Source organism: Streptomyces sp. NBC_01381, from assembly GCF_026340305.1.
Taxonomy (GTDB): domain Bacteria; phylum Actinomycetota; class Actinomycetes; order Streptomycetales; family Streptomycetaceae; genus Streptomyces.
In genome coordinates this window covers 2,522,149-2,542,183 of record NZ_JAPEPI010000001.1, presented here as the reverse complement: position 1 = coordinate 2,542,183, position 20,035 = coordinate 2,522,149, and the positions used below count along the sequence as shown (strand labels likewise).

General features: G+C 70.7%; 18 protein-coding genes and 1 pseudogene. 9 read left to right on the top strand and 10 right to left on the bottom strand.

What is annotated here, in order from left to right; all coding sequences use genetic code 11:
- The first annotated feature begins 117 nt into the window (after window positions 1-117).
- From OG453_RS12050 to OG453_RS12040, 3 genes are all read left to right on the top strand, one after another.
- Window positions 118-855, top strand: coding sequence for a GntR family transcriptional regulator (locus OG453_RS12050; protein ID WP_266867266.1), 738 nt, complete (start codon window positions 118-120; stop codon window positions 853-855).
- A gap of 279 nt (window positions 856-1,134) precedes the next feature.
- Window positions 1,135-1,452 (top strand): hypothetical protein, encoded by a 318-nt coding sequence (locus tag OG453_RS12045; RefSeq protein ID WP_266867264.1) that lies wholly within the window; start codon window positions 1,135-1,137, stop codon window positions 1,450-1,452.
- A gap of 238 nt (window positions 1,453-1,690) precedes the next feature.
- Window positions 1,691-1,882, top strand: a complete 192-nt coding sequence (locus OG453_RS12040; protein WP_266867262.1) for a hypothetical protein — start codon at window positions 1,691-1,693, stop codon at window positions 1,880-1,882.
- A 71-nt stretch (window positions 1,883-1,953) separates the two neighbouring features.
- Here OG453_RS12040 and OG453_RS12035 read toward each other — a convergent pair.
- The 4 genes and pseudogenes from OG453_RS12035 to OG453_RS12020 form a co-directional block, all read right to left on the bottom strand.
- Window positions 1,954-2,193: pseudogene (locus tag OG453_RS12035) on the bottom strand (rodlin); the annotation flags it as partial.
- A 77-nt stretch (window positions 2,194-2,270) separates the two neighbouring features.
- Window positions 2,271-2,444 (bottom strand): hypothetical protein, encoded by a 174-nt coding sequence (locus OG453_RS12030; protein ID WP_266867260.1) that lies wholly within the window; start codon window positions 2,442-2,444, stop codon window positions 2,271-2,273.
- A gap of 369 nt (window positions 2,445-2,813) precedes the next feature.
- The gene (gene ppdK / locus OG453_RS12025) at window positions 2,814-5,552 is read right to left on the bottom strand and encodes a pyruvate, phosphate dikinase (protein WP_266867258.1); all 2,739 of its coding nucleotides are present in this window, start codon (window positions 5,550-5,552) and stop codon (window positions 2,814-2,816) included.
- A gap of 405 nt (window positions 5,553-5,957) precedes the next feature.
- On the bottom strand, window positions 5,958-7,193 hold the full coding sequence (locus OG453_RS12020; protein WP_266867256.1) for an ROK family protein: 1,236 nt from the start codon (window positions 7,191-7,193) through the stop codon (window positions 5,958-5,960).
- 215 nt (window positions 7,194-7,408) lie between these two features.
- On the opposite strand from OG453_RS12020, the gene OG453_RS12015 reads away from it, so the two are divergent.
- Together OG453_RS12015 and OG453_RS12010 are read left to right on the top strand one after the other, a co-directional pair.
- Complete coding sequence (locus OG453_RS12015; RefSeq protein WP_266869821.1) at window positions 7,409-8,797, top strand: hypothetical protein; 1,389 nt, start codon at window positions 7,409-7,411, stop codon at window positions 8,795-8,797.
- Window positions 8,794-10,764 (top strand): glycogen debranching N-terminal domain-containing protein, encoded by a 1,971-nt coding sequence (locus tag OG453_RS12010; RefSeq protein WP_266867254.1) that lies wholly within the window; start codon window positions 8,794-8,796, stop codon window positions 10,762-10,764. Before OG453_RS12015 ends, OG453_RS12010 begins: the two co-directional genes overlap by 4 nt.
- Here OG453_RS12010 and OG453_RS12005 read toward each other — a convergent pair.
- From OG453_RS12005 to OG453_RS11980, 6 genes are all read right to left on the bottom strand, one after another.
- Window positions 10,742-11,992 (bottom strand): MFS transporter, encoded by a 1,251-nt coding sequence (locus tag OG453_RS12005; protein WP_266867252.1) that lies wholly within the window; start codon window positions 11,990-11,992, stop codon window positions 10,742-10,744. The genes OG453_RS12010 and OG453_RS12005 overlap by 23 nt on opposite strands.
- Window positions 11,993-12,183: 191 nt before the next feature.
- Complete coding sequence (locus OG453_RS12000; protein ID WP_266867250.1) at window positions 12,184-13,389, bottom strand: NAD(P)/FAD-dependent oxidoreductase; 1,206 nt, start codon at window positions 13,387-13,389, stop codon at window positions 12,184-12,186.
- A gap of 6 nt (window positions 13,390-13,395) precedes the next feature.
- Window positions 13,396-13,587 carry a ferredoxin gene (locus tag OG453_RS11995; protein WP_266867248.1) on the bottom strand — a complete coding sequence of 64 codons (192 nt, stop codon included), beginning with the start codon at window positions 13,585-13,587 and terminating at the stop codon, window positions 13,396-13,398.
- A gap of 51 nt (window positions 13,588-13,638) precedes the next feature.
- Complete coding sequence (locus OG453_RS11990) at window positions 13,639-14,508, bottom strand: fumarylacetoacetate hydrolase family protein (protein WP_266867246.1); 870 nt, start codon at window positions 14,506-14,508, stop codon at window positions 13,639-13,641.
- Window positions 14,505-15,422, bottom strand: a complete 918-nt coding sequence (locus OG453_RS11985; RefSeq protein ID WP_266867244.1) for a catechol 1,2-dioxygenase — start codon at window positions 15,420-15,422, stop codon at window positions 14,505-14,507. Before OG453_RS11985 ends, OG453_RS11990 begins: the two co-directional genes overlap by 4 nt.
- Entirely contained in the window at window positions 15,415-16,980 is a 1,566-nt protein-coding gene (locus OG453_RS11980; RefSeq protein WP_266867242.1) for an aldehyde dehydrogenase, read from the bottom strand. Before OG453_RS11980 ends, OG453_RS11985 begins: the two co-directional genes overlap by 8 nt.
- A gap of 144 nt (window positions 16,981-17,124) precedes the next feature.
- On the opposite strand from OG453_RS11980, the gene OG453_RS11975 reads away from it, so the two are divergent.
- The 4 genes from OG453_RS11975 (at window position 17,125) to OG453_RS11960 (ending at window position 20,035) form a co-directional block, all read left to right on the top strand.
- Window positions 17,125-18,636: an aldehyde dehydrogenase gene (locus tag OG453_RS11975; RefSeq protein WP_266867239.1), complete on the top strand. Its 1,512-nt coding sequence runs from the start codon at window positions 17,125-17,127 to the stop codon at window positions 18,634-18,636.
- 46 nt (window positions 18,637-18,682) lie between these two features.
- A complete protein-coding gene (locus tag OG453_RS11970; protein ID WP_266867237.1) occupies window positions 18,683-18,961 on the top strand; it encodes a P27 family phage terminase small subunit in 279 nt (92 codons plus the stop codon).
- A gap of 311 nt (window positions 18,962-19,272) precedes the next feature.
- The gene (locus OG453_RS11965; RefSeq protein WP_266867235.1) at window positions 19,273-19,536 is read left to right on the top strand and encodes a hypothetical protein; all 264 of its coding nucleotides are present in this window, start codon (window positions 19,273-19,275) and stop codon (window positions 19,534-19,536) included.
- Window positions 19,517-20,035 carry a DUF6879 family protein gene (locus tag OG453_RS11960; protein WP_266867233.1) on the top strand — a complete coding sequence of 173 codons (519 nt, stop codon included), beginning with the start codon at window positions 19,517-19,519 and terminating at the stop codon, window positions 20,033-20,035. The genes OG453_RS11965 and OG453_RS11960 overlap by 20 nt, the downstream gene beginning before the upstream one ends.

Below are 20,035 nucleotides of genomic sequence, written 5' to 3'. Positions count from 1 at the left end.
CTGCCCGCAACCGGGCCGGCCACCGCCCATGCCCAGCAGCACCCCTCGCCGCCGAACAGTGCCCCCGCACACCAATTCGTTAGGGTGGTCCCACCCTAGGGAGCCGGAGGACCAGCAATGCCCGAGACGGCGCGCCAGATCGCCGATGATCTGCGGGCACGCATCAGTTCCGGGGAGTTCAGGCCTGGCGCCCGGCTGCCGGGCGAGCCGAAACTCGTCCAGCAGTACGGCGTCGCCAAGATGACCGCGAGCAACGCGCTCAAGCTCCTGATCACTGAGGGCCTCGCCTACTCACACCCCGGATCCGGCACCTACGTACGCGAGTTCCAGCCGATCCACCGCGCGGCCAACAAGCGTCTGTCGGCGGCACAGTGGTCCTCCGGCCAGTCCGTCTGGGCGGCGGACACCGCCGACCGCTCCGTGGAAGTGCGCGACATCGAGGTGTATGAGACGGAAGCACCACGCTGGGCGGCCAAGGGGCTGAACCTGGCCGAGCAGGCACCCGTGATCGTGCGCAGCCGCCGCTTCTTCGTGGACGGGAAGCCCGTCCAACAGGCGACCTCCTACCTCCCGGCCGATCTCGTCCGGGAGACCCAGATCGTCCAGCCTGATACGGGTCCCGGAGGTGTGTACGCCCGGCTCGCCGAGATCGGAGCCGCGCCCGAGAACTTCACCGAGGAACTGCGCGCCCGAATGCCGAGCTCGGAGGAGTCCGAGCAACTGGCACTCACCGCAGGGACGCCGGTCGTCGAGATCTACCGCACGGCGCTGACCTCCGACCACCGGCCGGTGGAACTGAACCGGATGCTCCTGAACGCGGGGGCCTACGTGCTCCAGTACGACTTCACCAGCTGACGGCACCACCACTCACGCACACCTCAACTCACCTGCTGCACCGGACACTTCACTCGGAATCCTTGACCTCCCTAGGGAACTGTGACGAGAATCTCCCTAGGGAGATTCTCGTCTCCTGGCATCCCCTGACGCAGGGAGAGATCCCGTATGCCAGAAATCCCTCACGAATCACCTCGGCGACCCCCGCCTGCTCAAAGCCGGGGACACGGATTTCGGTTACTGCCCTGGTCCGGGCCAGGCGGGAATCCCGCCTATCTCTCGACCGACGGATCCGGACCCGTGACGCGACTGGCGGACAGCCTGGAAGCCGTACAGCTCGACATAGGCGTCAAACTCCTGGACCACTCACGGTCGATGCTGACCGAGCACCCGCTGTCGGTGACGGAGTTGCGCTTCCTGGCCGCCCGACTGACCGAGTCACTCGGAGACGTCCTGCGCATCGCCGAGAGCAGAGGGCGACAACTGCGGCTCTCACCGGAAGACAGCTACAAGGCGCTCCTCGACCACACGCAGGGCTGCGAACAGTGCGCCGACGAGCCCGCCCGTTGCGCCGAAGGCAGCGCGCTGCGGCGGACATTGAAAGAGGCACGACGGTGAGCGCGGCCGGACGGCCAGCCGAGAACGCCTCTGGTGCCGGAGGCTCGGGGCCCTTGCGGCGAGACGCCAACTGCAGTCGTTGTGCTCACCCATGAGGGCCGATCAGCGCCCCACAGGCCGTACCCGCGCTGCTCGGCGATGTCGTCGGGAGAGGCGTGTGTTCAACCGGCCCGCTCGCCACCGTGAGCAGCATCGTTCTGCTCTCCCGGTCGCCGCTGCCCGGGCTCGCCTGTGGGCCATGCGTCTCACCGAGCGGAGCCCCATCGTGGGCGTCACCGATAGCTTCAAGGACAAGGACATCACCGACGCGGCGACCGAGGAAGTAGACGAGAAGACCGACCAGTTGGGCCCCAAGGTCGACAATGCGCGCGAGCAGGCCCAGGACAAGCTCGGCCTCAAGAGCGACAAGCCGGACCAGCCGCAGTCCTAGACGCCAGGAGCTGGGCCCCCGAATCGCTCGCGGTTCGGGGGCCCAGTCATGTCAGGCCGCTTCGAAGCGGATCATTCGTTGCTCACGCCGTTCGAGCTGAGAACAGGGATGTCGTCGAGGATGTGAGAGATCGGCTCGTCGCCCTTGGCCTGGATGGAGTTGTCGGCACACTGCTGGGTCTGCGGAGCCGAGAGGACCGGGATGTCCTGGACCCCGATGTTCACCAGGCCGATGATGTTCTGGATGTTGGCCTTGATCGGGATGCCGAGACACAGCTTGTTGAGCGAGTCGGTGACCAGGGCGCCCTGCGGGCCGATGTCATCGCCGGGGGCAACGCGGTGGGCGGCCTTCAGAGGGTTCACCTCATCCGGCACGGCGACCGGCGGCTTCATGGGCGGGCGGGCCGCCGGATCAGGGCGTTGACGGGGTTGTTCGGAGCCTTGGCGATCTGCTCCACGCACCGCTCGGCGCCCTCGGCCCGCCAGCGGGCCAGGTCGTTCACTGTGAACGTGGTCAGCCCCGGCACGTTCTTCAGCGGGGCCTTGGCCGGCATCCCAGACACGCGGCTGTGGTCTCCGCCATCAGCCCGATCCGGGCTTCGCCCGCCCGCTTCTCCGCTTCAGCGGGCGGGGCTGCGGCGGCCGGTGCGATGGCCCCCAACACGCTGCCAGTGGCCAGGCCCAGGGCAATCAAGGTGGTACGAACGCGCATCGGTGTTCCTCCCATGGATCAAGGAGCGGGGCAGGCCCCCGCTCCTTGATTCATTGGCCCTCAGGGCGGCAACCTCGCGCAGCCAGTGATCCCCCAACCGGTCCCCCGCCTCAACCCGAAAGGGCAGCACCCCCGCACAGGGTGCTGCCCCTTCATCGTGGACCGGGACCGTCGCCGCATCGGTTCTGAGGGTCGGGGACACGGCGACGGTCCCGGGGCTTTACCGGTGGTCGCTGCCCGTGGAGTGGGAAGCGGCGCGGCCTGCCTCCAGGCGGGCCACCGGGATGCGGAACGGCGAGCAGGAGACGTAGTCCAGGCCCACCTCGTGGAAGAAGTGCACGGACTCCGGGTCACCGCCGTGCTCGCCGCAGACGCCGAGCTTGAGGTCGGGGCGGGTGGCGCGGCCGGCCTTGACCGCGTCCTTCACCAGCTTGCCGACGCCGTCCTTGTCGATCGTCTCGAACGGGGAGACACCGAAGATGCCCTTCTCCAGGTATGCCGTGAAGAAGGAGGCCTCGACGTCGTCGCGGGAGAAGCCCCAGACCGTCTGCGTGAGGTCGTTCGTGCCGAAGGAGAAGAACTCCGCGGCCTCCGCGATCTGGTCCGCCGTGAGCGCGGCACGCGGGAGCTCGATCATCGTGCCGAGGGCCAGCTTCAGGTCTACGCCCGTCGCCTCGACGACCTCCGCGATGACCTGCTCGGCCTCCTCGCGGACGATCTCCAGCTCCTGGACCGTGCCGACGAGCGGAATCATGATCTCCGCACGCGGGTCGCCCTTGGCGTTCTTCCGCTCGGCCGCAGCCTCGGCGATCGCACGGACCTGCATCGTGAACAGGCCGGGGATGACGAGACCCAGGCGTACGCCGCGCAGGCCCAGCATCGGGTTCTGCTCGTGCAGGCGGTGGACCGCCTGCAGCAGGCGCAGGTCGTTCTCGTTGGAGTCCTTGCGGGACTCGGCGAGGGCGACGCGGACCGAGAGCTCCGTGATGTCCGGGAGGAACTCGTGCAGGGGCGGGTCCAGGAGGCGGACCGTGACCGGGAGGCCGTCCATCGCCTCGAAGAGTTCGACGAAGTCGCGCTTCTGGAGGGGGAGCAGCTCCTTCAGGGCTTCCTCGCGCTCGTCGTCCGCGTCGGCGAGGATCAGGCGCTCGACCATCTCGCGGCGCTCACCGAGGAACATGTGCTCGGTGCGGCACAGGCCGATGCCCTGCGCGCCGAAGCGACGGGCGCGGAGGGCGTCCTCCGCGTTGTCCGCGTTGGCGCGGACCCGCAGGCGGCGTACCCGGTCCGCGTACGCCATGATCCGGTGCACGGCGGCGACCAGCTCGTCGGCGTCGTCGGCGCCCGCGTGCATACGGCCCTCGAAGTACTCGACGACCGGGGAGGGGACCACGGGCACCTCGCCGGCGTAGACCTTGCCGGTGGAGCCGTCGATGGAGACGACGTCGCCCTCTTCGACGACGGTTCCGCCGACCGTCATGCGGCGGCGCTTCGTGTCGACCTCGAGGTCCTCGGCGCCGCACACGCACGTCTTGCCCATGCCGCGGGCCACCACGGCCGCGTGCGAGGTCTTGCCGCCGCGGGAGGTCAGGATGCCCTCGGCCGCGATCATGCCGTCGAGGTCGTCGGGGTTGGTCTCACGGCGGATCAGGATGACCTTCTCGCCCGAACGCGACCACTTGATGGCCGTGTACGAGTCGAAGACCGCCTTGCCGACCGCGGCACCCGGTGACGCGGCGATGCCGCGGCCGAGCTGCTCGACCTTCGCGCTCTCGTCGAAGCGCGGGAACATCAGCTGCGCGAGCTGCGCGCCGTTGACGCGCTGCAGCGCCTCGGCCTCGTCGATCAGGCCCTGGTCGACGAGCTGCGTCGCGATGCGGAAGGCGGCACCGGCGGTGCGCTTGCCGACGCGGGTCTGCAGCATCCACAGCTGACCGCGCTCGATGGTGAACTCGATGTCGCACAGGTCCTTGTAGTGCGTCTCGAGCGTTTCCATGATCTGCATGAGCTGGTCGTACGACTTCTTGTCGATCTGCTCCAGATCGGCGAGCGGGACGGTGTTGCGGATGCCCGCCACGACGTCCTCGCCCTGCGCGTTCTGCAGGTAGTCGCCGTACACGCCCTGGTGGCCGCTGGCCGGGTCGCGGGTGAACGCGACGCCCGTGCCGGAGTCCGGGCCGAGGTTGCCGAAGACCATGGAACAGATGTTGACCGCGGTGCCGAGGTCGCCGGGGATGCGCTCCTGGCGGCGGTAGAGCTTGGCGCGGTCGGTGTTCCAGGACTCGAAGACCGAGCGGATCGCGAGGTCCATCTGCTCGCGCGGGTCCTGCGGGAAGTCGCGACCGGCCTCGGTCTTGACGATCTTCTTGAACTTCGTGACCAGCTTCTTCAGGTCCGCGGCCTCGAGGTCGGTGTCGACCGTGACCTTCTTGGCGGCCTTGGCGGCCTCCAGCGCGTCCTCGAAGAGCTCGCCGTCGACGTCCAGGACGGTCTTGCCGAACATCTGGATGAGGCGGCGGTAGGAGTCCCACGCGAAGCGGTCGTCGCCGGACTGCTTGGCCAGGCCCGTCACCGACTTGTCGGAGAGCCCGATGTTCAGGACGGTGTCCATCATGCCGGGCATGGAGAACTTGGCGCCCGAGCGGACCGAGACGAGCAGCGGGTCGTTGGCCTGACCCAGCTTCTTGCCCATCTGCTGCTCAAGGGCGTCGAGGTGTGCACTCACCTCGTCGCGCAGCTCGACCGGCTCCTCGCCGCTGGCGAGGTAGGTCTTGCACGCCTCGGTGGTGATCGTGAAGCCCGGGGGGACGGGCAGGCCGAGGTTGGTCATCTCGGCGAGGTTCGCGCCCTTCCCGCCGAGAAGGTCCTTGAGGTCCCTGTTGCCCTCGGTGAAGTCGTAGACGAACTTCACGCCCGCATCGCTCTGCGTCGCTACGTGGGGATCTTTGTTTTCCGACACGGGTCTCGACTCCTCGAGGACTCGGTGGCTGCCCTGACGGCGAGGAACATACCCAGATCGAAGGCACCTGGGTACGTCCACTTGTGCGTCATACGGCTGTAACCACCCGTCCGCCAGTAGATCGAAAGTAACTCGACGGTAGGTCCTCGCCCCATCGTGCGTTCAAGTCTTGAACGATCAACCCCTGTAGAACCTGGGATTTGCTCAGATGAGCAGAGAAATTTCAGATGTGAGTTCACCTTTTGAATGATCGAGCATTGGCACTGAGTGCCACCCCTTGGAGAAGTGCATTCGCCCACGATCCGCTCATCTGAGCGCAACCCCTATCAGGGGTGGCGAGAATCACGCTGTCCGGAGGGGCCCGATGTCAGCATCCGGACCCCGGTCCGGATGGTTGCGCCGCCGTCATACGCCGAGCGCCGCGAGCCGCTCCTCGGCCCGCCCCGGCGCGTACAGATGCTCCACCACCAGCGCACCCGCCCCGACCAGGCCCGCACGCTCGCCGAGCCGCGAGGTGACGATCTCCAGGTGAGCCGTGGAGCGCGGCAGGGCCCGCTGATAGAGGAGTTCGCGCACGCCCGTGAGGAAGGGAGTTCCGGCCAGATCTCCGGCGATCATCAGAACTCCAGGGTTGAGCAGCGTGACGACGGTCGCGAGCACCTCGCCCACCCGGCGCCCCGCGTCCCGCGCGAGCCCGACGGCCTCCGGGTGCCCGGCGTCCAGAAGTGCGCGCACATCCGAGCCGGACGCCGCGGGGACGCCCGCCGCGCTCAGCTGAGCGGCCACCGCTCGCCCGCTGGCCACGGCGGCCAGGCAGCCGTAGGACCCGCACTTGCAGAGGGCGGCGGCACCCCGTGTCCCGTCCATGACCCGTATGTGGCCGATGTCCCCGGCGCCGCCGTCGATGCCCCGGTACACCGCGCCGCCGACGACGACGCCCGCGCCGATGCCGGTGGAGACCTTGACCAGGGCGAAGGCCGAGCACTGCCGGTAGGAGGCGCGCTGTTCTCCGTACGCCATGAGGTTGGCGTCGTTGTCGACGAGGACCGGGAGGTCGACGGGGCCGCCCGTGTGCTCGGCGAAGGCTCGGCTCAGGCGGCCTCGTATGTCGTACCCGTCCCAGCCCGGCATGATCGGCGGCTGGACGACGCGGCCCGTCTCGCTGTCGACGGGGCCCGGCACGGCGAGCCCGATGCCGCACACCGTGTCCGGGGCCCGCCCTGCCTTGCGCAGCAGCTCGGCGAAGCGGGCGCCGAGCTCGCCGAGCACCGCGTCCGGGCCCTCCTCGATCGACAGCGGGCCCGCGTGCTCGGCGACGATCTCGCCGGTGAGGCCAAGGAGGGCGGTGCGGGCGTGCCGGGTCTCCAGGTCGGCGGCGAGCACCACGGCGTGGGCGTCGTCGAACTCCAGGCGGAGCGCGGGGCGGCCCCCGAGCGGTGACCCCCCAGGGCCGCCCGCCCCCTCGCGCAGCCAGCCCGCCCGGAAGAGCCGGTCGAGGCGCTGGCCGACGGTGGCGCGGGAGAGTCCGGTGACCTGCTGGAGGGCGCCGCGCGTGGTGGCACGGCCGCTGCGGACCAGGTCGAGCAGGTCACCGGCGCCGGCGTGGGGTCCGCCCGTGCGCCCTCCCGCAGCCTGCCCCATGTGCCCTCCCGCCGACTGCCCCGCACGCCCCGCACGATCCTCGCGAACCGATCTGCCCGGCATCCACTCTCCCCTTGCGCTCATCAACTCCACGTTACATATTGAGTTTTGCGTGTTAAGTAGACGTAACCCTATGCTGGATAACACCAAACTGACAGGGCGTCGAGCCCCTCGGGGAGATCCGCGTGGACCGCACGAACGTGAGCCGCACGAACGTGGGCCGCACAGCCCAGCTGACCGCCCGCCCCCTCACGCCGCCCTCGCTGCGCGAACGCGCCGCCGATGTCCTGTGGGCCAACTGGACAGGGGCGTCGACCGTCCCCTCCCGTGCCCTGTATCCGCACCAGTGGTCCTGGGACTCCGCGTTCATCGCCATCGGGCTCCGCCATCTCTCCCCGTTACGGGCCCAGTTGGAGCTGGAGACGCTGCTCTTCGCGCAGTGGAGCGACGGCCGCGTACCGCACATCGTGTTCAACCCCGCCGTCCCGCTGGACGCCTACTTTCCCAGCCCCGACTTCTGGCGCTCCACGACGGCGGGACGCACCGCCGGGGCGCCCGGTGCCGTGCAGACCTCCGGAATCGTGCAGCCGCCGGTGCACGCACTCTCCGCCTGGCTGGTGCACCGGGCCGACCCGGGCCTCTCCCGGGCCCGTTCCTTCCTCGCCCGCGTGCAGCCGCGCCTCGCCGCCTGGCACGGCTATCTGCTCGGCAGCAGGGACGCGGGCGGCGCCGGGCTCGCCTCCGTGGTGCACCCCTGGGAGCAGGGCATGGACAACAGCCCTTGCTGGGACGCCCCGTTGAGCCGGGTGACCCCCGCGGACCCGGCCGCCTACCGGCGCGCCGACCTGGACCACGGGGCCGCCGAAGACCGGCCGACCGATCTCGACTACGGCAGATATGTGCGCCTGGCCGCCGACTACCGCGACCGCCGGTACGCGGACGGGGCGGGCGAGTTCGCCGTCGAGGACCCGTCGTTCAACGCGCTGCTCATCGCCTCCGAGTACGCACTGGCCCGTATCGAGGCCGAGTTGGGCCTGTCGGACGCGGCCGCCGGGCGCGCGGCCCGCGCGGACACCCTGACCGAGGTCCTCGTGGAGCGGCTGTGGGACGCGGCGGAAGGCATGTTCTTCTGCCGCGACCAGCTCTCCGGGGAGCTGGTGCCGGAGCGCGGGGTCGGCGGTCTGATCCCGCTGATCCTGCCCGCGCTGCCGCCATCCGTGGCCGCCGCGCTCGTCCGCACCGCGCACGGACCGCACTTCGGGCTCGGCGGCGCGGCGCGCCTCGTGCCGAGCTACGACCTCACCGGGAGCGCCTTCGACGCCCGTCGGTACTGGCGCGGGCCCGCGTGGTTCAACACCAACTGGCTGCTGGAGCGGGGACTTCGGCTGCACGGCGAGCGGGCGCGGGCGGACGGCCTGCGGCGCGCGCTGCTCGATGTGGCCGGGGAGTCCGGGTTCGCGGAGTACGTGGACCCGTACACGGGGCGGGGCTGCGGTGCGCGCGGCTTCGGCTGGAGCGCCGCGCTCGCCCTGGATCTGCTGCTCGACGATCCCGCCGGGCGTGACCAGGGAGAGTTCGCGGATGAGGGAGGGTTTTGGGGATGACTGAGGGACATCAACTGCTGGTGCGCGGCGGCACGTTCGCCACCATCGGCGCGAGCGGCGACATCAGCGGGGTGCGCGGCAGCGGCACGGCCCCGGACGGGCTCTTCGTCCGTGACGCCCGGCATCTGAGCCGCTGGCAGCTGACGGTCGACGGGGCCGTCCCCGAGATCCTCACGCCGGTGTCGCGGGCCGACGCGGAGGCGGGCGCCGGGCGGTGCGTCCTGGTGCCGCGCGGCGGCCGGCAGGAGCCTCCCGCGTACACCGTCTTCCGCGAACAGGCGGTCACCGACGGCACGTTCGTCGAGTGCCTTCGGGTCACCAGCAATCGCGGGGTGCCGACGACCGTACAGGTCGCGCTGACCGTCGACGCCGACTTCACCGACCAGTTCGAACTGCGGGCCGACCACCGTACGTACGCGAAGACGGGCGCCGTCAGGTCGCGGCGGGTCATCGGCGGCGGCGGCGAAGGGCCCGTCCTGGGCATCGAGTTCGGCTACCGGCGGCGCGAGTGGCGCTCCTGTACGACCGTGACCGCCGAGCCCGCGCCGGACGCCGTCGAGGAGACCGGGACCGGTGCGCGGCGCCTCGTCTGGTCCCTCGGCCTCGACGCGCACGGCACCGCGGAGGTGGCACTGCGTGCCGCGGCGCGTCCGCACGGCGCGCCGGAGCCGGAGGTGCCGGACACTCCCGCGGAGGCGGTGCGGCAACTCGCGGCCGTCGAGGAGGACTTCATGTCCGGCGTGACGCTGCCCGGCGCCTGGCCCGAGCTGGCGGCCGCGTGCCGCCGTGGCCTCGCCGACCTCGCCGCGCTCCAGGTCCCCGCGTCGGGCCCGGACGGCGAGGCCCTGCGCGTCCCGGCGGCCGGCGTCCCCTGGTTCCTCACGCTCCTCGGCCGCGACGCCCTCCTGACCTCCCTCTTCGCGCTCCCCTATCTGCCGCGCCTGGCCGCGGCGACGCTGCCCGCGCTCGCCGCGACGCAGGCCACGGAGTCCACCGAGGGCGCGGTCGCCCAGCCCGGCAAGATCGTGCACGAGGTGCGGCACGGGGAGCTCGCCCACTTCGGGCAGGTTCCGTACGGGCGCTACTACGGCTCGGTCGACGCGACCCCGCTCTTCCTCGTGCTGCTCGGCGCGTACACGGAGCAGTCCGGCGACACCGCCCTGGCCCGCCGCCTGGAGCCGCACGCGCGGGCCGCCGTCGGCTGGATCCTGGACCACGGCGGGCTCACCTCGCGCGGCTATCTCGTCTACCGCGCGGACAAGGGCGGCCTCGCCAACCAGAACTGGAAGGACTCCCCCGGCGCGATCTGCTCCGCCGACGGGAGCCGCGCCACGGGCCCGGTGATGGCCGCGGGCGCGCAGGGATACGCGTACGACGCGCTCGGCCGCACCGCCTGGCTGGCCCGCACCGTCTGGGACGACAAGGTGTACGCCGATCTGCTCACGCAGGCGGCCGCCGACCTGCGGGACCGCTTCCAGCGGGACTTCTGGATGCCCGGGCAGGGCTTCCCCGCGCTCGCCCTGGACGGTGACGGCAACCAGGTCGACGCCCTCGCGTCGGACGCGGGCCATCTGCTCTGGTCCGGCCTCCTGGACAAGGAGTACGGCGAGGCGGTCGGCCGCCGCCTCCTGGAACCGGACTTCTTCTCGGGCTGGGGCGTACGGACACTGGCCGCGGGCCAGGCGGCGTACCACCCGCTGTCCTACCACCGGGGTTCGGTGTGGCCGCACGACAACGCACTGATCGCGCTCGGCCTCGCTCGCTACGGTCTACACGACGAGGCGCGCGCCGTGGCCCGCGCGCTCGTGGCGGCGGCGTCGACGGGCGGGGACCGGCTCCCGGAGGTGCTTGCGGGGTACGGGCGCGAGGCCTATCCGGGGCCGGTTCCGTATCCGCACGCCTGCGTACGGGAGTCCCGGTCGGCGGCGGCGCCGCTGGCCCTGCTCACCGCGGTGGGAGGGGTGTAGCGGCCACCGGGAGGTCCTTGCCGAGGCGGGCCAGTGGGGAGAAGGCCATGTACAGCGGGGACAGCGCGAGGGCGACCGCGGTCATCAGGAGGCCGGTGCGCAGTCCCCACTGGGCGGCGAGCAGGCCGCCGAGCAGCGAGCCGAGCGGGGTCAGGCCCATCCCGGCGAAGTTGATCGTCGCGACGACCCGGCCCTGCATCCGGAGCGGCGTGACGGCCTGCCGCACGGCCATCACGGTGACGTTGACGAGCTGACTGAACGTGCCGAAGACGAAGTTCACCGCCATGAGCGCGACGAGCGTGCCGGTGCCGGAACCGTGCAGTGCCGGTACGCAGAGCAGCGCCCCGTCCGCGGCGACCGCCGAGGACACGAGCACCACGCCGTGGCCGAACCTTCCCGGCAGCCGTGCGGCGAGGAGCGAGCCGACGACGGCGCCAGGACCCGTCGCCGCCAGTGCGAGACCCACCTCGGCGCCCGACAGGTGCAGCCCGCGCGGCAGGAAGAGCAGATAGACGGTCATCACGGCGGCGAAGGAGAACTGGAAGAGGGCGGATGCGATGCCCACCGCCCGCAACGAGCCGTCGCCGACGACGAGTTGGAGCCCTTCGCGGATCTGTCGCCGGACGGGAGGAGGCTGCAGGCCACTACGGTCCGGTATCGACTCATCGCGGCGGATCCGCCGGATCGAGCAGAAGGACAGCAGGAAGAAGAACGCGCCTGCCACCGCGGCGACCGGCGCGGACAGGAGCGTCACCAGCGCACCGCCGAGCGCGGGACCGCCGATCCGCGCGGCGGATCTGCTGCCCTCAAGGGCGCTGTTGCCGCGTATCAACTGATCGCGTCGTACGAGCCGTACGAGAGAGGCCTGGTAGGCCACGTCGAAGAACACGCTGAGCGCACCGACGGCGAAGGCGACGACGAGCAGCGCCGGAACGCCGAGTACGCCCAGTACGTACGCGACAGGCAGCGCGGCCAGGGCGACGGCGCGGGCGAGGTCCGCGGACACCATCACCGTGCGGGCCCGTCTGCGGTCCACCCACGCGCCCGCGAAGAGCGAGAGCAGCAGGATCGGCGCCTGTTCCACGGCGCGCAGGACGCCGAGCTGTCCCGGGCCCGCGTCCAGGGCGAGCACGGCGATGAGCGGCAGGATCACCTGGCCCGACTGTTCGCCGAGCTGGGATGCGGTCTGGCCCACCCAGAGCCGGCGGAAATCACGGTCACGCCACACAAAAGCCCCTGGAGATGCTGAAGACGGTGCGCGGGAAAGCTCGCCGTGCCGCAGCTCAAGGGCAGCACGCGATGACAGGTCGGTCGTGACCTACGAAGTCAGCGCGCGCTCGGGTGACCGGGCATCTCAGCTCCTGGGAGGGTCGGTTGCCGGGGCCAGGCTAGTCGCAGGGCGACCGGCCCGGCAGGGATTTACGCGGCGGCCTCCGCCTCCGGAAGCGCCATCAGCTCGCGCCGGTAACTCCCCGCGAGTGCCGCCGCCTTGGGGCCGCCGAGTGCGGCGACGCCGATCAGCCGCTCGTCCCGGTAGTAGCCGTACAGCACATCACTGTCGTACGACTCCGGGTCCCCCTGGAGGAGTTGGCACCGTTCGGCGAGCCCCGGCTGGCCGAACGACTGGATGCGCATCGCGAACTGGTCGCTCCAGAACGTCGGCAGCGGCGCGAACGGCCCCAGGCCGTGCTCCCCGCCGGTGAGCCCCGCGACCAGGACGCGGGCCGCGTGCTTCGCGCTGTCGGAGGGGATCGACCAGTGCTCGACGCGCCGCGCGACCGGCCCGTAGCGGGGGTTGGGGAAGCGCGCCACGTCCCCGACGGCCACCGCGTGGGGGAGGCCGCCGATGCGCAGATGCTCGTCGCAGAGGATGCCGTCGGTGAGGTCGATGCCCTCGGTGGCGGCCAGCCACTCCGTGTTGGGCAGTGACCCGACGGCCTCGACCAGGACGTCCGCCGGGCATGTGGCGCCATCGTCCAACACCACGTACCCGTCAGTCAGTTCGGCGACCAGGTGGCCCATGCGGAAGCGCACCCCGTACGCCTCGTGCCGCCCCCGCAGTACGCGTGCCAGGCCCTCGCCGAGCGCCAGGATCATCGGCTCGGCCTCCGGTGCGACGACCGTCACCTCGCATCCGGCCTTGCGTGCGGTGGCCGCCACCTCGCAGCCGATGAATCCGGAGCCGATCACCAACACCTGTACGTCTTCGTCGAGTTCGGTCCGCAGTCCGGCCGAGTCCTCCAGGGTGCGCACGACATGCCGGGGCGGTCCCCCGGTGAGTGGGAGTCTGCGTGGCCGCACCCCCGTGGCGGCCACCAGACCCTCGTACGCATGCGTCGAACCATCGGCCAGGGTGAGTGTGCGCGCGGCCAGATCGGCGGAGACGACCGCCGTGCCGAGCCGCCACTCGACGTCCTGGACGCTGGGTCGGTGACGCAGCGCCGTTACGGTCGCGGGCGCCTCGCCCGCGAGGACCTCCTTGGACAACGGAGGCCGGTTGTAAGGGAGATGGGGCTCGGCCCCGTACACGGTGATCGCTTCCTGCCAGCCCGCCGCGCGCAGTTGCTCCGCCGCGCGCAGACCGCCGAGCGACGCGCCGACGACGGCGATTCCCGCCGGGGCCACGGCGGGTCAGCCCTCGACCCGGATGGCCTGCAGCGGGCAGACGTCGGCGGCGTCCTCGGCGTCGGCGCGCAGCGAGTCGTCGGGCGTGGCGACGTACACGAGACGGCCGTCGTCATCGAGCGTGAAGACGTCCGGCGCGGCGAAGACGCACTGCCCGTGGTCCTGGCAGACCTTCATGTCGACGGTGATCCTGAGCATCTCAACTCCCTTCTGCACGTGCTTCTGTACGTGCTTCTGTACGTGGGTGGATCAGCGGCGCGGCGGCCGGACGCCGCGGAACTCCCAGTCGCCGCCGAAGGCCGTCGAGACGACCTCCTCGGACTCGGTGGGCTGGGCGCCGACGTCGGAGCGGATCGCCGTCGGCCCCGTGACGATGCGGTTCATGAGCCTGCCGAGACCTTCGGCCTCCACCTCGACGAGGTCGCCCGGCGCGACAGGACGGGAGTTGGCCGGGGTGCCGGACAGGAGTACGTCGCCGGGCTCCAGCGTGATCGTGCGGGCGATGTCGGCGACGAGATAGTGCATGTCCCACTCCATCTCGTCCGTCGAACCGTCCTGCACGAGCCACCCGTTGACGTACGTCCGCAGGTATTTGCCGTGGAAGTCCCAGCCGGTGACGAGTCCGGGGCCGAGCGGGCAGAGCGTGTCGGAGCCCTTGACGCGGAGCATCGAGCCGGCGTCGGTGTCGCGGAAGTCGTGCAGGCCGTAGTCGTTGGCGACGGTGTATCCGGCGATGTACGCGCCCGCGTCGGCGGGGGCGATGTTGCGGCACGTACGGCCGATGACGATGCCGATCTCGCCCTCGTAGTTGAGGTACTTGCAGCCGTCGGGGCGGACCACCGCACCGCCGTGGGCGTTGAGGGCGGAGACGGGCTTGTGGAAGAAGGTGGGAGCGGGCGGCAGGCCGATCCCGAACTCCTCGACCCTGCTGCGGTGGTTGAGGTGCACGGCGATGACCTTGGAGGGGCGTACGGGAGGCAGGTGGCTCGCTTCGGCCGCCTTGACGCGGCGGCCGTCGGCGGCGACCAGTTCATCGCCGTCGCGCACGACCTGGACGGCGGCTCCGCCGAGGAGGATCCGGCGGTATTCGGTGGTGGTGGTGTTGCTGCTGTCCGTCATGCGCTGGCCTCGGCCTCCATGTCGGGGACGGCCGTCCAGCCTCCGGCGGGGCGGTCGAACCACAGGTGCATCTGTCCGGTGCCGACCGAGTTCTCGTACGCGCTGTAGGCGCGACCGGCGGCAGAGCACTGCTCTCCTCCGAGAGCACCGATCATCATCAGGTAGTGGCCGAAGCGCGCCTCGGGCTTGTGGGTGAGGAACTCCGGCATGGTGCGCAGGACTTGCGCGTGGTCGCCGCGCTCCAGCCACGCGATGCGCAGCTCGTCGGCGGCCCGCGCCTCGGGCGTACGGATGTGGCTGAGCCCGCTCGACTCGTGGTCTCGCAGCTGTCGCAGCGGCCAGAAGGTGTGCGAGAGGGCGCCGGACGCGACGAGGAGCACCTTGCGGTCGGGCAGCGCGGCGATGCCGTCGGCGAGCGCGCGGCCGAGCCGCAGATGGTCCTCGGTGTCTCCGGTCTGACAGACCCCGATCGAGACCCATTTCCTGGCGGGGAGGCCTTCGCCCAGGTACTTCCAGAGATTGATGGTGGCGTAGTACACGGGCAGGAACGGGTCGTCGATCGGGGTGATCCAGGTGCCGTGCCGTTCGGCGAACTCGGCGACGGAGTGGGCGAGTTCGGGGTCTCCGGGATAGTCGTACGGCATCCGGCTCATGCCGCGCGGCAGCTCCTCGGAGGTGTAGAGCCCGGCACGCCGGTCCTGTGCCGAGACGACGAACTCGACGGTGGTCGCCCAGTGCGAGTCGAGCACGACGACGGTGTCGTACGCGAGCGTCTCGAAGACTTCCTCGCGCAGCCGCCGCAGGCCGGGGACGAGGCTGATCTCGCGGCCTTCGTTGAGCTCTTTGCGGGTCTCCTCGGGGAGCACGATGGTCGGCACGTGGGCGAGCAGGCCCGCCCCGACGATCTCACCCATGGCGGGCCCAACCCTTCGGCGCGGTTACGGTGTTCTTCAGGTCGCAGTAGAAGTCGAAGGACCAGTCGCCGCCCTCGCGCCCGATGCCGGACTGGCGGGAGCCGCCGAAGGGTGCGGAGAGGTCGCGTACGAAGAAGCAGTTGACCCAGACGGTCCCGGCGACGAGCCGTGCGGTGACCCGGCGGGCGCGGTCGTGGTCGCCGGTGGCGAGGGTGGCGGCGAGGCCGAAACGGGTGCCGTTGGCGAGGCGCACGGCTTCGTCCTCGTCGCCGTCGGGGAAGGTCTGGAGGGTGAGGACGGGCCCGAAGACCTCCTCCTGGACGATCTCGGAGTCCTGGGCGACGTCGGTGAGGAGGGTGGGGAAGTAGTAGTTCCCGCCGAGGCGCGCGGTCAGCTCCTCGTTGGGGCCGCCGCCTACGACGGCCTTGGCACCCGCGTCCAGGGCGCGCCGCACGAATCCGTCGACGCGCTCGATGTGCCGGGGGTCGATGTTGGGCCCGAGATCAGTGCTCCCGTCGCGCGGATCTCCCTGGGTCAACTTCGTTACCCGGTCAAGAAAGAGACCAAGGAAGGCATCGCGTACGGATTCCTCGACCAGGATGCGCGTGGCGGCCAGGCAGACCTGCCCCGCGTTGTCGAACTGCTCGACGGCGAGATCGGCGGCCAGCTCCAGATCGGCGTCGGCGAAGACGAGCAGCGGCGACTTGCCGCCGAGTTCGAAGCTGCACGGCACGAGGTGCGCGGCGGCCGTTCCGGCGATGCGCCGCGCGCTGGGCACGGACCCGGTGAAGCTGATCCGGCGTACGTCGGGGTCGGCGACGAGGGGCTCACCCACCTCCGCGCCGTACCCCTGCACGACATTGAGGACCCCGGCAGGAACTCCCGCCTCGTGCGCGATGTCCGCGAGGAGCGAGGCGGTCAGCGGGGTCCACTCGGCGGGCTTGAGCACGACGGTGGAGCCGGCCGCGAGCGCCGGCGCGACCTTCCAACTGGCCAGCATCAGCGGGGCGTTCCACGGCGTGATGAGGACGGCGGGCCCCGCCGGATCCCAGCTCACGCGATTGACGTGCCCCCGGGTCTCGAAGTCGTCGTGGGCGAGGGCGAGCAGGCGGTCGGCGAAGTAGCGGAGGTTGTGGGCGACGCGGGGCATGACGCCGCGGCGGTGCGAGCGCAGCAGGGCGCCGTTGTCGGTGGTCTCGACGATCGCGAGGTCCTCGGTGCGGGCCTCGACCCCGTCGGCGACGGCGTGCAGGAGCCGGGCCCGTTCGGCGGGCGGGGTGGCGGCCCAGCCGGGAAAGGCGGCACGGGCGGCGGCCACGGCGGCGCGCGCCTCGGCGGCACCGCCGCGGGCGATCTCGGCGAGCGGCGCGCCGTCGATCGGCGAGCGGTCGGTGAAGGTGGCGGCGGATGCGACGCGTTCACCGCCGATCCAGTGCCGGGTGTCGACGGGGACGCCGGCGACGATCGCGAGAGGTGTGACGGGCGCGGCGTCCGGGGCCTTCAGGGTGTTCGGGGCACGTGGGGCGTCGGCCGGTGGTCCGGGAGCGGGGGGAGCCATGGCATCCTCCAGTTCGCCAGTTCGTTTGAACCCAAACAACATTATGAGCGCGGAGTCGGGCGGGTCAACCCCTCGAAGGGAGCGCGGTGTTGGACTACCGTTTGAGACCAAACGAATTGCGCCACTCCCCCTCCGGAGGCATCCATGCCGGACGACGCCCTGTCCACCAGCAGCCACCAGGACTGGATGCGGCGGGCCGACGCGCTCGTCCCCGAGCTGCCCACCCGGCACCGCGTCGCGGGCGCCGATGCCGACGGTTCGGGCGGCGCGTTCCCCGTCGTCTCTCCCCGCGACGGCCGCACCCTCGCACTGGTCGCGGACGCGGGCGAGAAGGAGGTGGACCTCGCGGTCGCCGCCGCCCGCCGGGCCTTCGACACCGGGCCGTGGCCGCGCCTCTCCCCCGCCGACCGGGGCCGGATCCTGCTGCGGATCGCTGCTCTCATCGAAGAGCACCGCTCCACTCTCGCCCTCACGGTCACCCTGGAGAACGGCAAACCGATCTCCGAGTCGTACGCGATCGAGCTGCGCGCCCTGGCGAACACCTTCCGCTGGTACGGCCAGCTCGCCGACAAGCTGACCGACACGTCCCCGCACACGGAGCCCGACACGCTGGCACTCGTCACACGGGAACCCTCCGGCGTCGTCGGCGCGGTGGTCCCCTGGAACTTCCCGCTCACGCTCGCGGCCTGGAAGCTGGCCCCGGCGCTCGCGGCGGGCTGCACGGTGGTCCTCAAACCCTCCGAACTCACGCCCCTGTCCGCCCTGATGCTCGGCAGGATCGCCGACGAGGCGGGGCTGCCGCCCGGCGCCCTGAACGTCGTCGCGGGCGACGGCCCGACCGCGGGCCGCGCGCTCGGCCGCCACCCTGACGTGGACGTTCTCACGTTCACCGGCTCCACGGCCGTGGGCCGCCACTTCCTGCGCCACGCCGCCGACTCCAACCTCAAGCGGGTCTGGCTCGAGCTCGGCGGCAAGTCCCCCAACATCGTCCTGCCCGACGCCCCCGACCTGGCGGCGGCAGCGGCCACCGCGGCCTGGGGCGTCTTCTTCAACCAGGGCGAGATGTGCACGGCGCCCTCGCGGCTGCTCGTACACGATGCAGTGGCGGAAGAGGTGACGGCGGCGGTCGTCGAGCGGGCCGGGACGCTGCGGGTCGGCGATCCCCTGGACCCGGCCACGCAGATGGGGGCGCTGGCCGGTACAGCGCGGGTGGACTCCGTCCAGGAGCATGTACGCCGGGGCGCGGAGGCCGGCGCCCGGCTGCGCGCCGGGGGCACCCGGCTCGAAGTCGTCCCCGGCGGCAGCTACTTCTCCCCCACGGTCTTCGACCAGGTCACCCCGCAGATGCCGCTGGCCCGCGAGGAGATCTTCGGCCCGGTCCTCGCCGTCCTCACCTTCGGCTCGCTCGACGAGGCGGTCACCCTCGCCAACGACACGGCGTACGGGCTCGCGGCCGGGCTCTGGACCTCGGACCTGTCGACCGCGCACACGGTGGCGCGCCGGCTGCGGGCGGGCACGGTGTGGGTCAACTGCTACGAGGAGGGCGACGTGACGGTGCCGTTCGGCGGCTACAAGCAGTCGGGGAACGGCCGGGACAAGTCGCTGCACGCGCTGGAGAAGTACACGGAGCTGAAGACGACGTGGATCCAGCTTTGATGCACCGCCCGCTGATTATCCTGCCGCAGCGGTAAGCAAAGAGGGCGTGATCGTGCCTCGCGCGATCCTCGCCGAGCCAGACTGGACGGGGGTGGTCCCGCCCTCTCCCGATCCCACTGTTGAGCCAGCGAACGCCCGGTGCCGGGATGTCGCTTCCGAGGAGTGGCGACGCATCGTCCCCATTCTGGAAGTGGCCGCCGGTATCGGCGAGGTGGACCACACCACGGTCAAGGACCTGTGCATGTGCGTCGCCCGCATCGGCCAGGCGGAGCGGGACCTTTCACAGCGCGGGCTCATGGTGACCGCCGAACGGGGCACACCGTGAAGAACGGTGCAGCCAGCATGGCAGCACAATACCGTTCTCAACTAGCACGCTACATACGTGAGTTGGGCCTCTCGCCGAGTGCCAGCACTGCCATCACGGCACCCGAGCCGGACGATGGCGACTCGGACGCGTGGGACTGACCCGCAACCACAGAGCCCCGCGCCCGCCGCCCCACCAGGGCGGCGGGTGCGGGGGTTTCGTCGTCCCGGGCATTGTCTCAAGCGCCCTACAGCTAGGCCCTCTTGACGCTCCCCGCCACGAGGGTGATGGTCGTGCAATCGAGCGCAATCGGATCGACAGAGGGAGAAGTCATGAAGCTACGTTTCCTTGGGATCATCCCGAACACGCCCGTGGACGACTCGCCGACCATCTGGTTGGACGAGGACACGGGAGACCTGTTGATCCAGTCCTACAAGGCCACGGAAGAAGACGTGAAGGCGTGCCAGGAGATCGGCTCCATTCCCGGTCACTCCACAGACGTTCCGGATCACGAGACGACCATCCGGCTTCCGGCAGTCATGCTGAAGTACATCCCGCAACCGGAAGGCGACAACGGTGAAGTACCCCGTACGTGAGGGACTGGCAAAGACGCAGCGCTCCGCCGTGCATCTGGAGATGCGCGACAACTACACCCCGGATGACCCCGAGTTCGCCCGTTGGCGGGCTGGTCACCGGTGCGGCAACGATCCCGCGAAGCTGCCCGAGTGGTGGGGGTCCTGGCGGGACCTGGTGGGCGAGATGACGGCGCGCGGAGTGGTGATGCGCCGCGCTCGGATCGTCTCGGAGCCGGTCACCGAATACATCCGGTACGAGCATGACCTGACGTTCGCCAACGTGGCGGCGGGAGAACTGGTGCGTTGGCTGCCGCGCCGCAAGGCGGCCGATATCGCACTACCGGGTACCGACCTTTGGATGTTCGACAGCTCGTCAGTGCTGTTCACCTACTTCTCTGGGGACGGTGAAGTTGTGGACCGGGAATGGTGCACCGATGCCGCCGTTGTGGAGTTGGTCAGCTCGGCCTTTGAAGCGGTGTGGGAACGAGCCACGCCGCACGAGGACTACAAGCTGACCTGA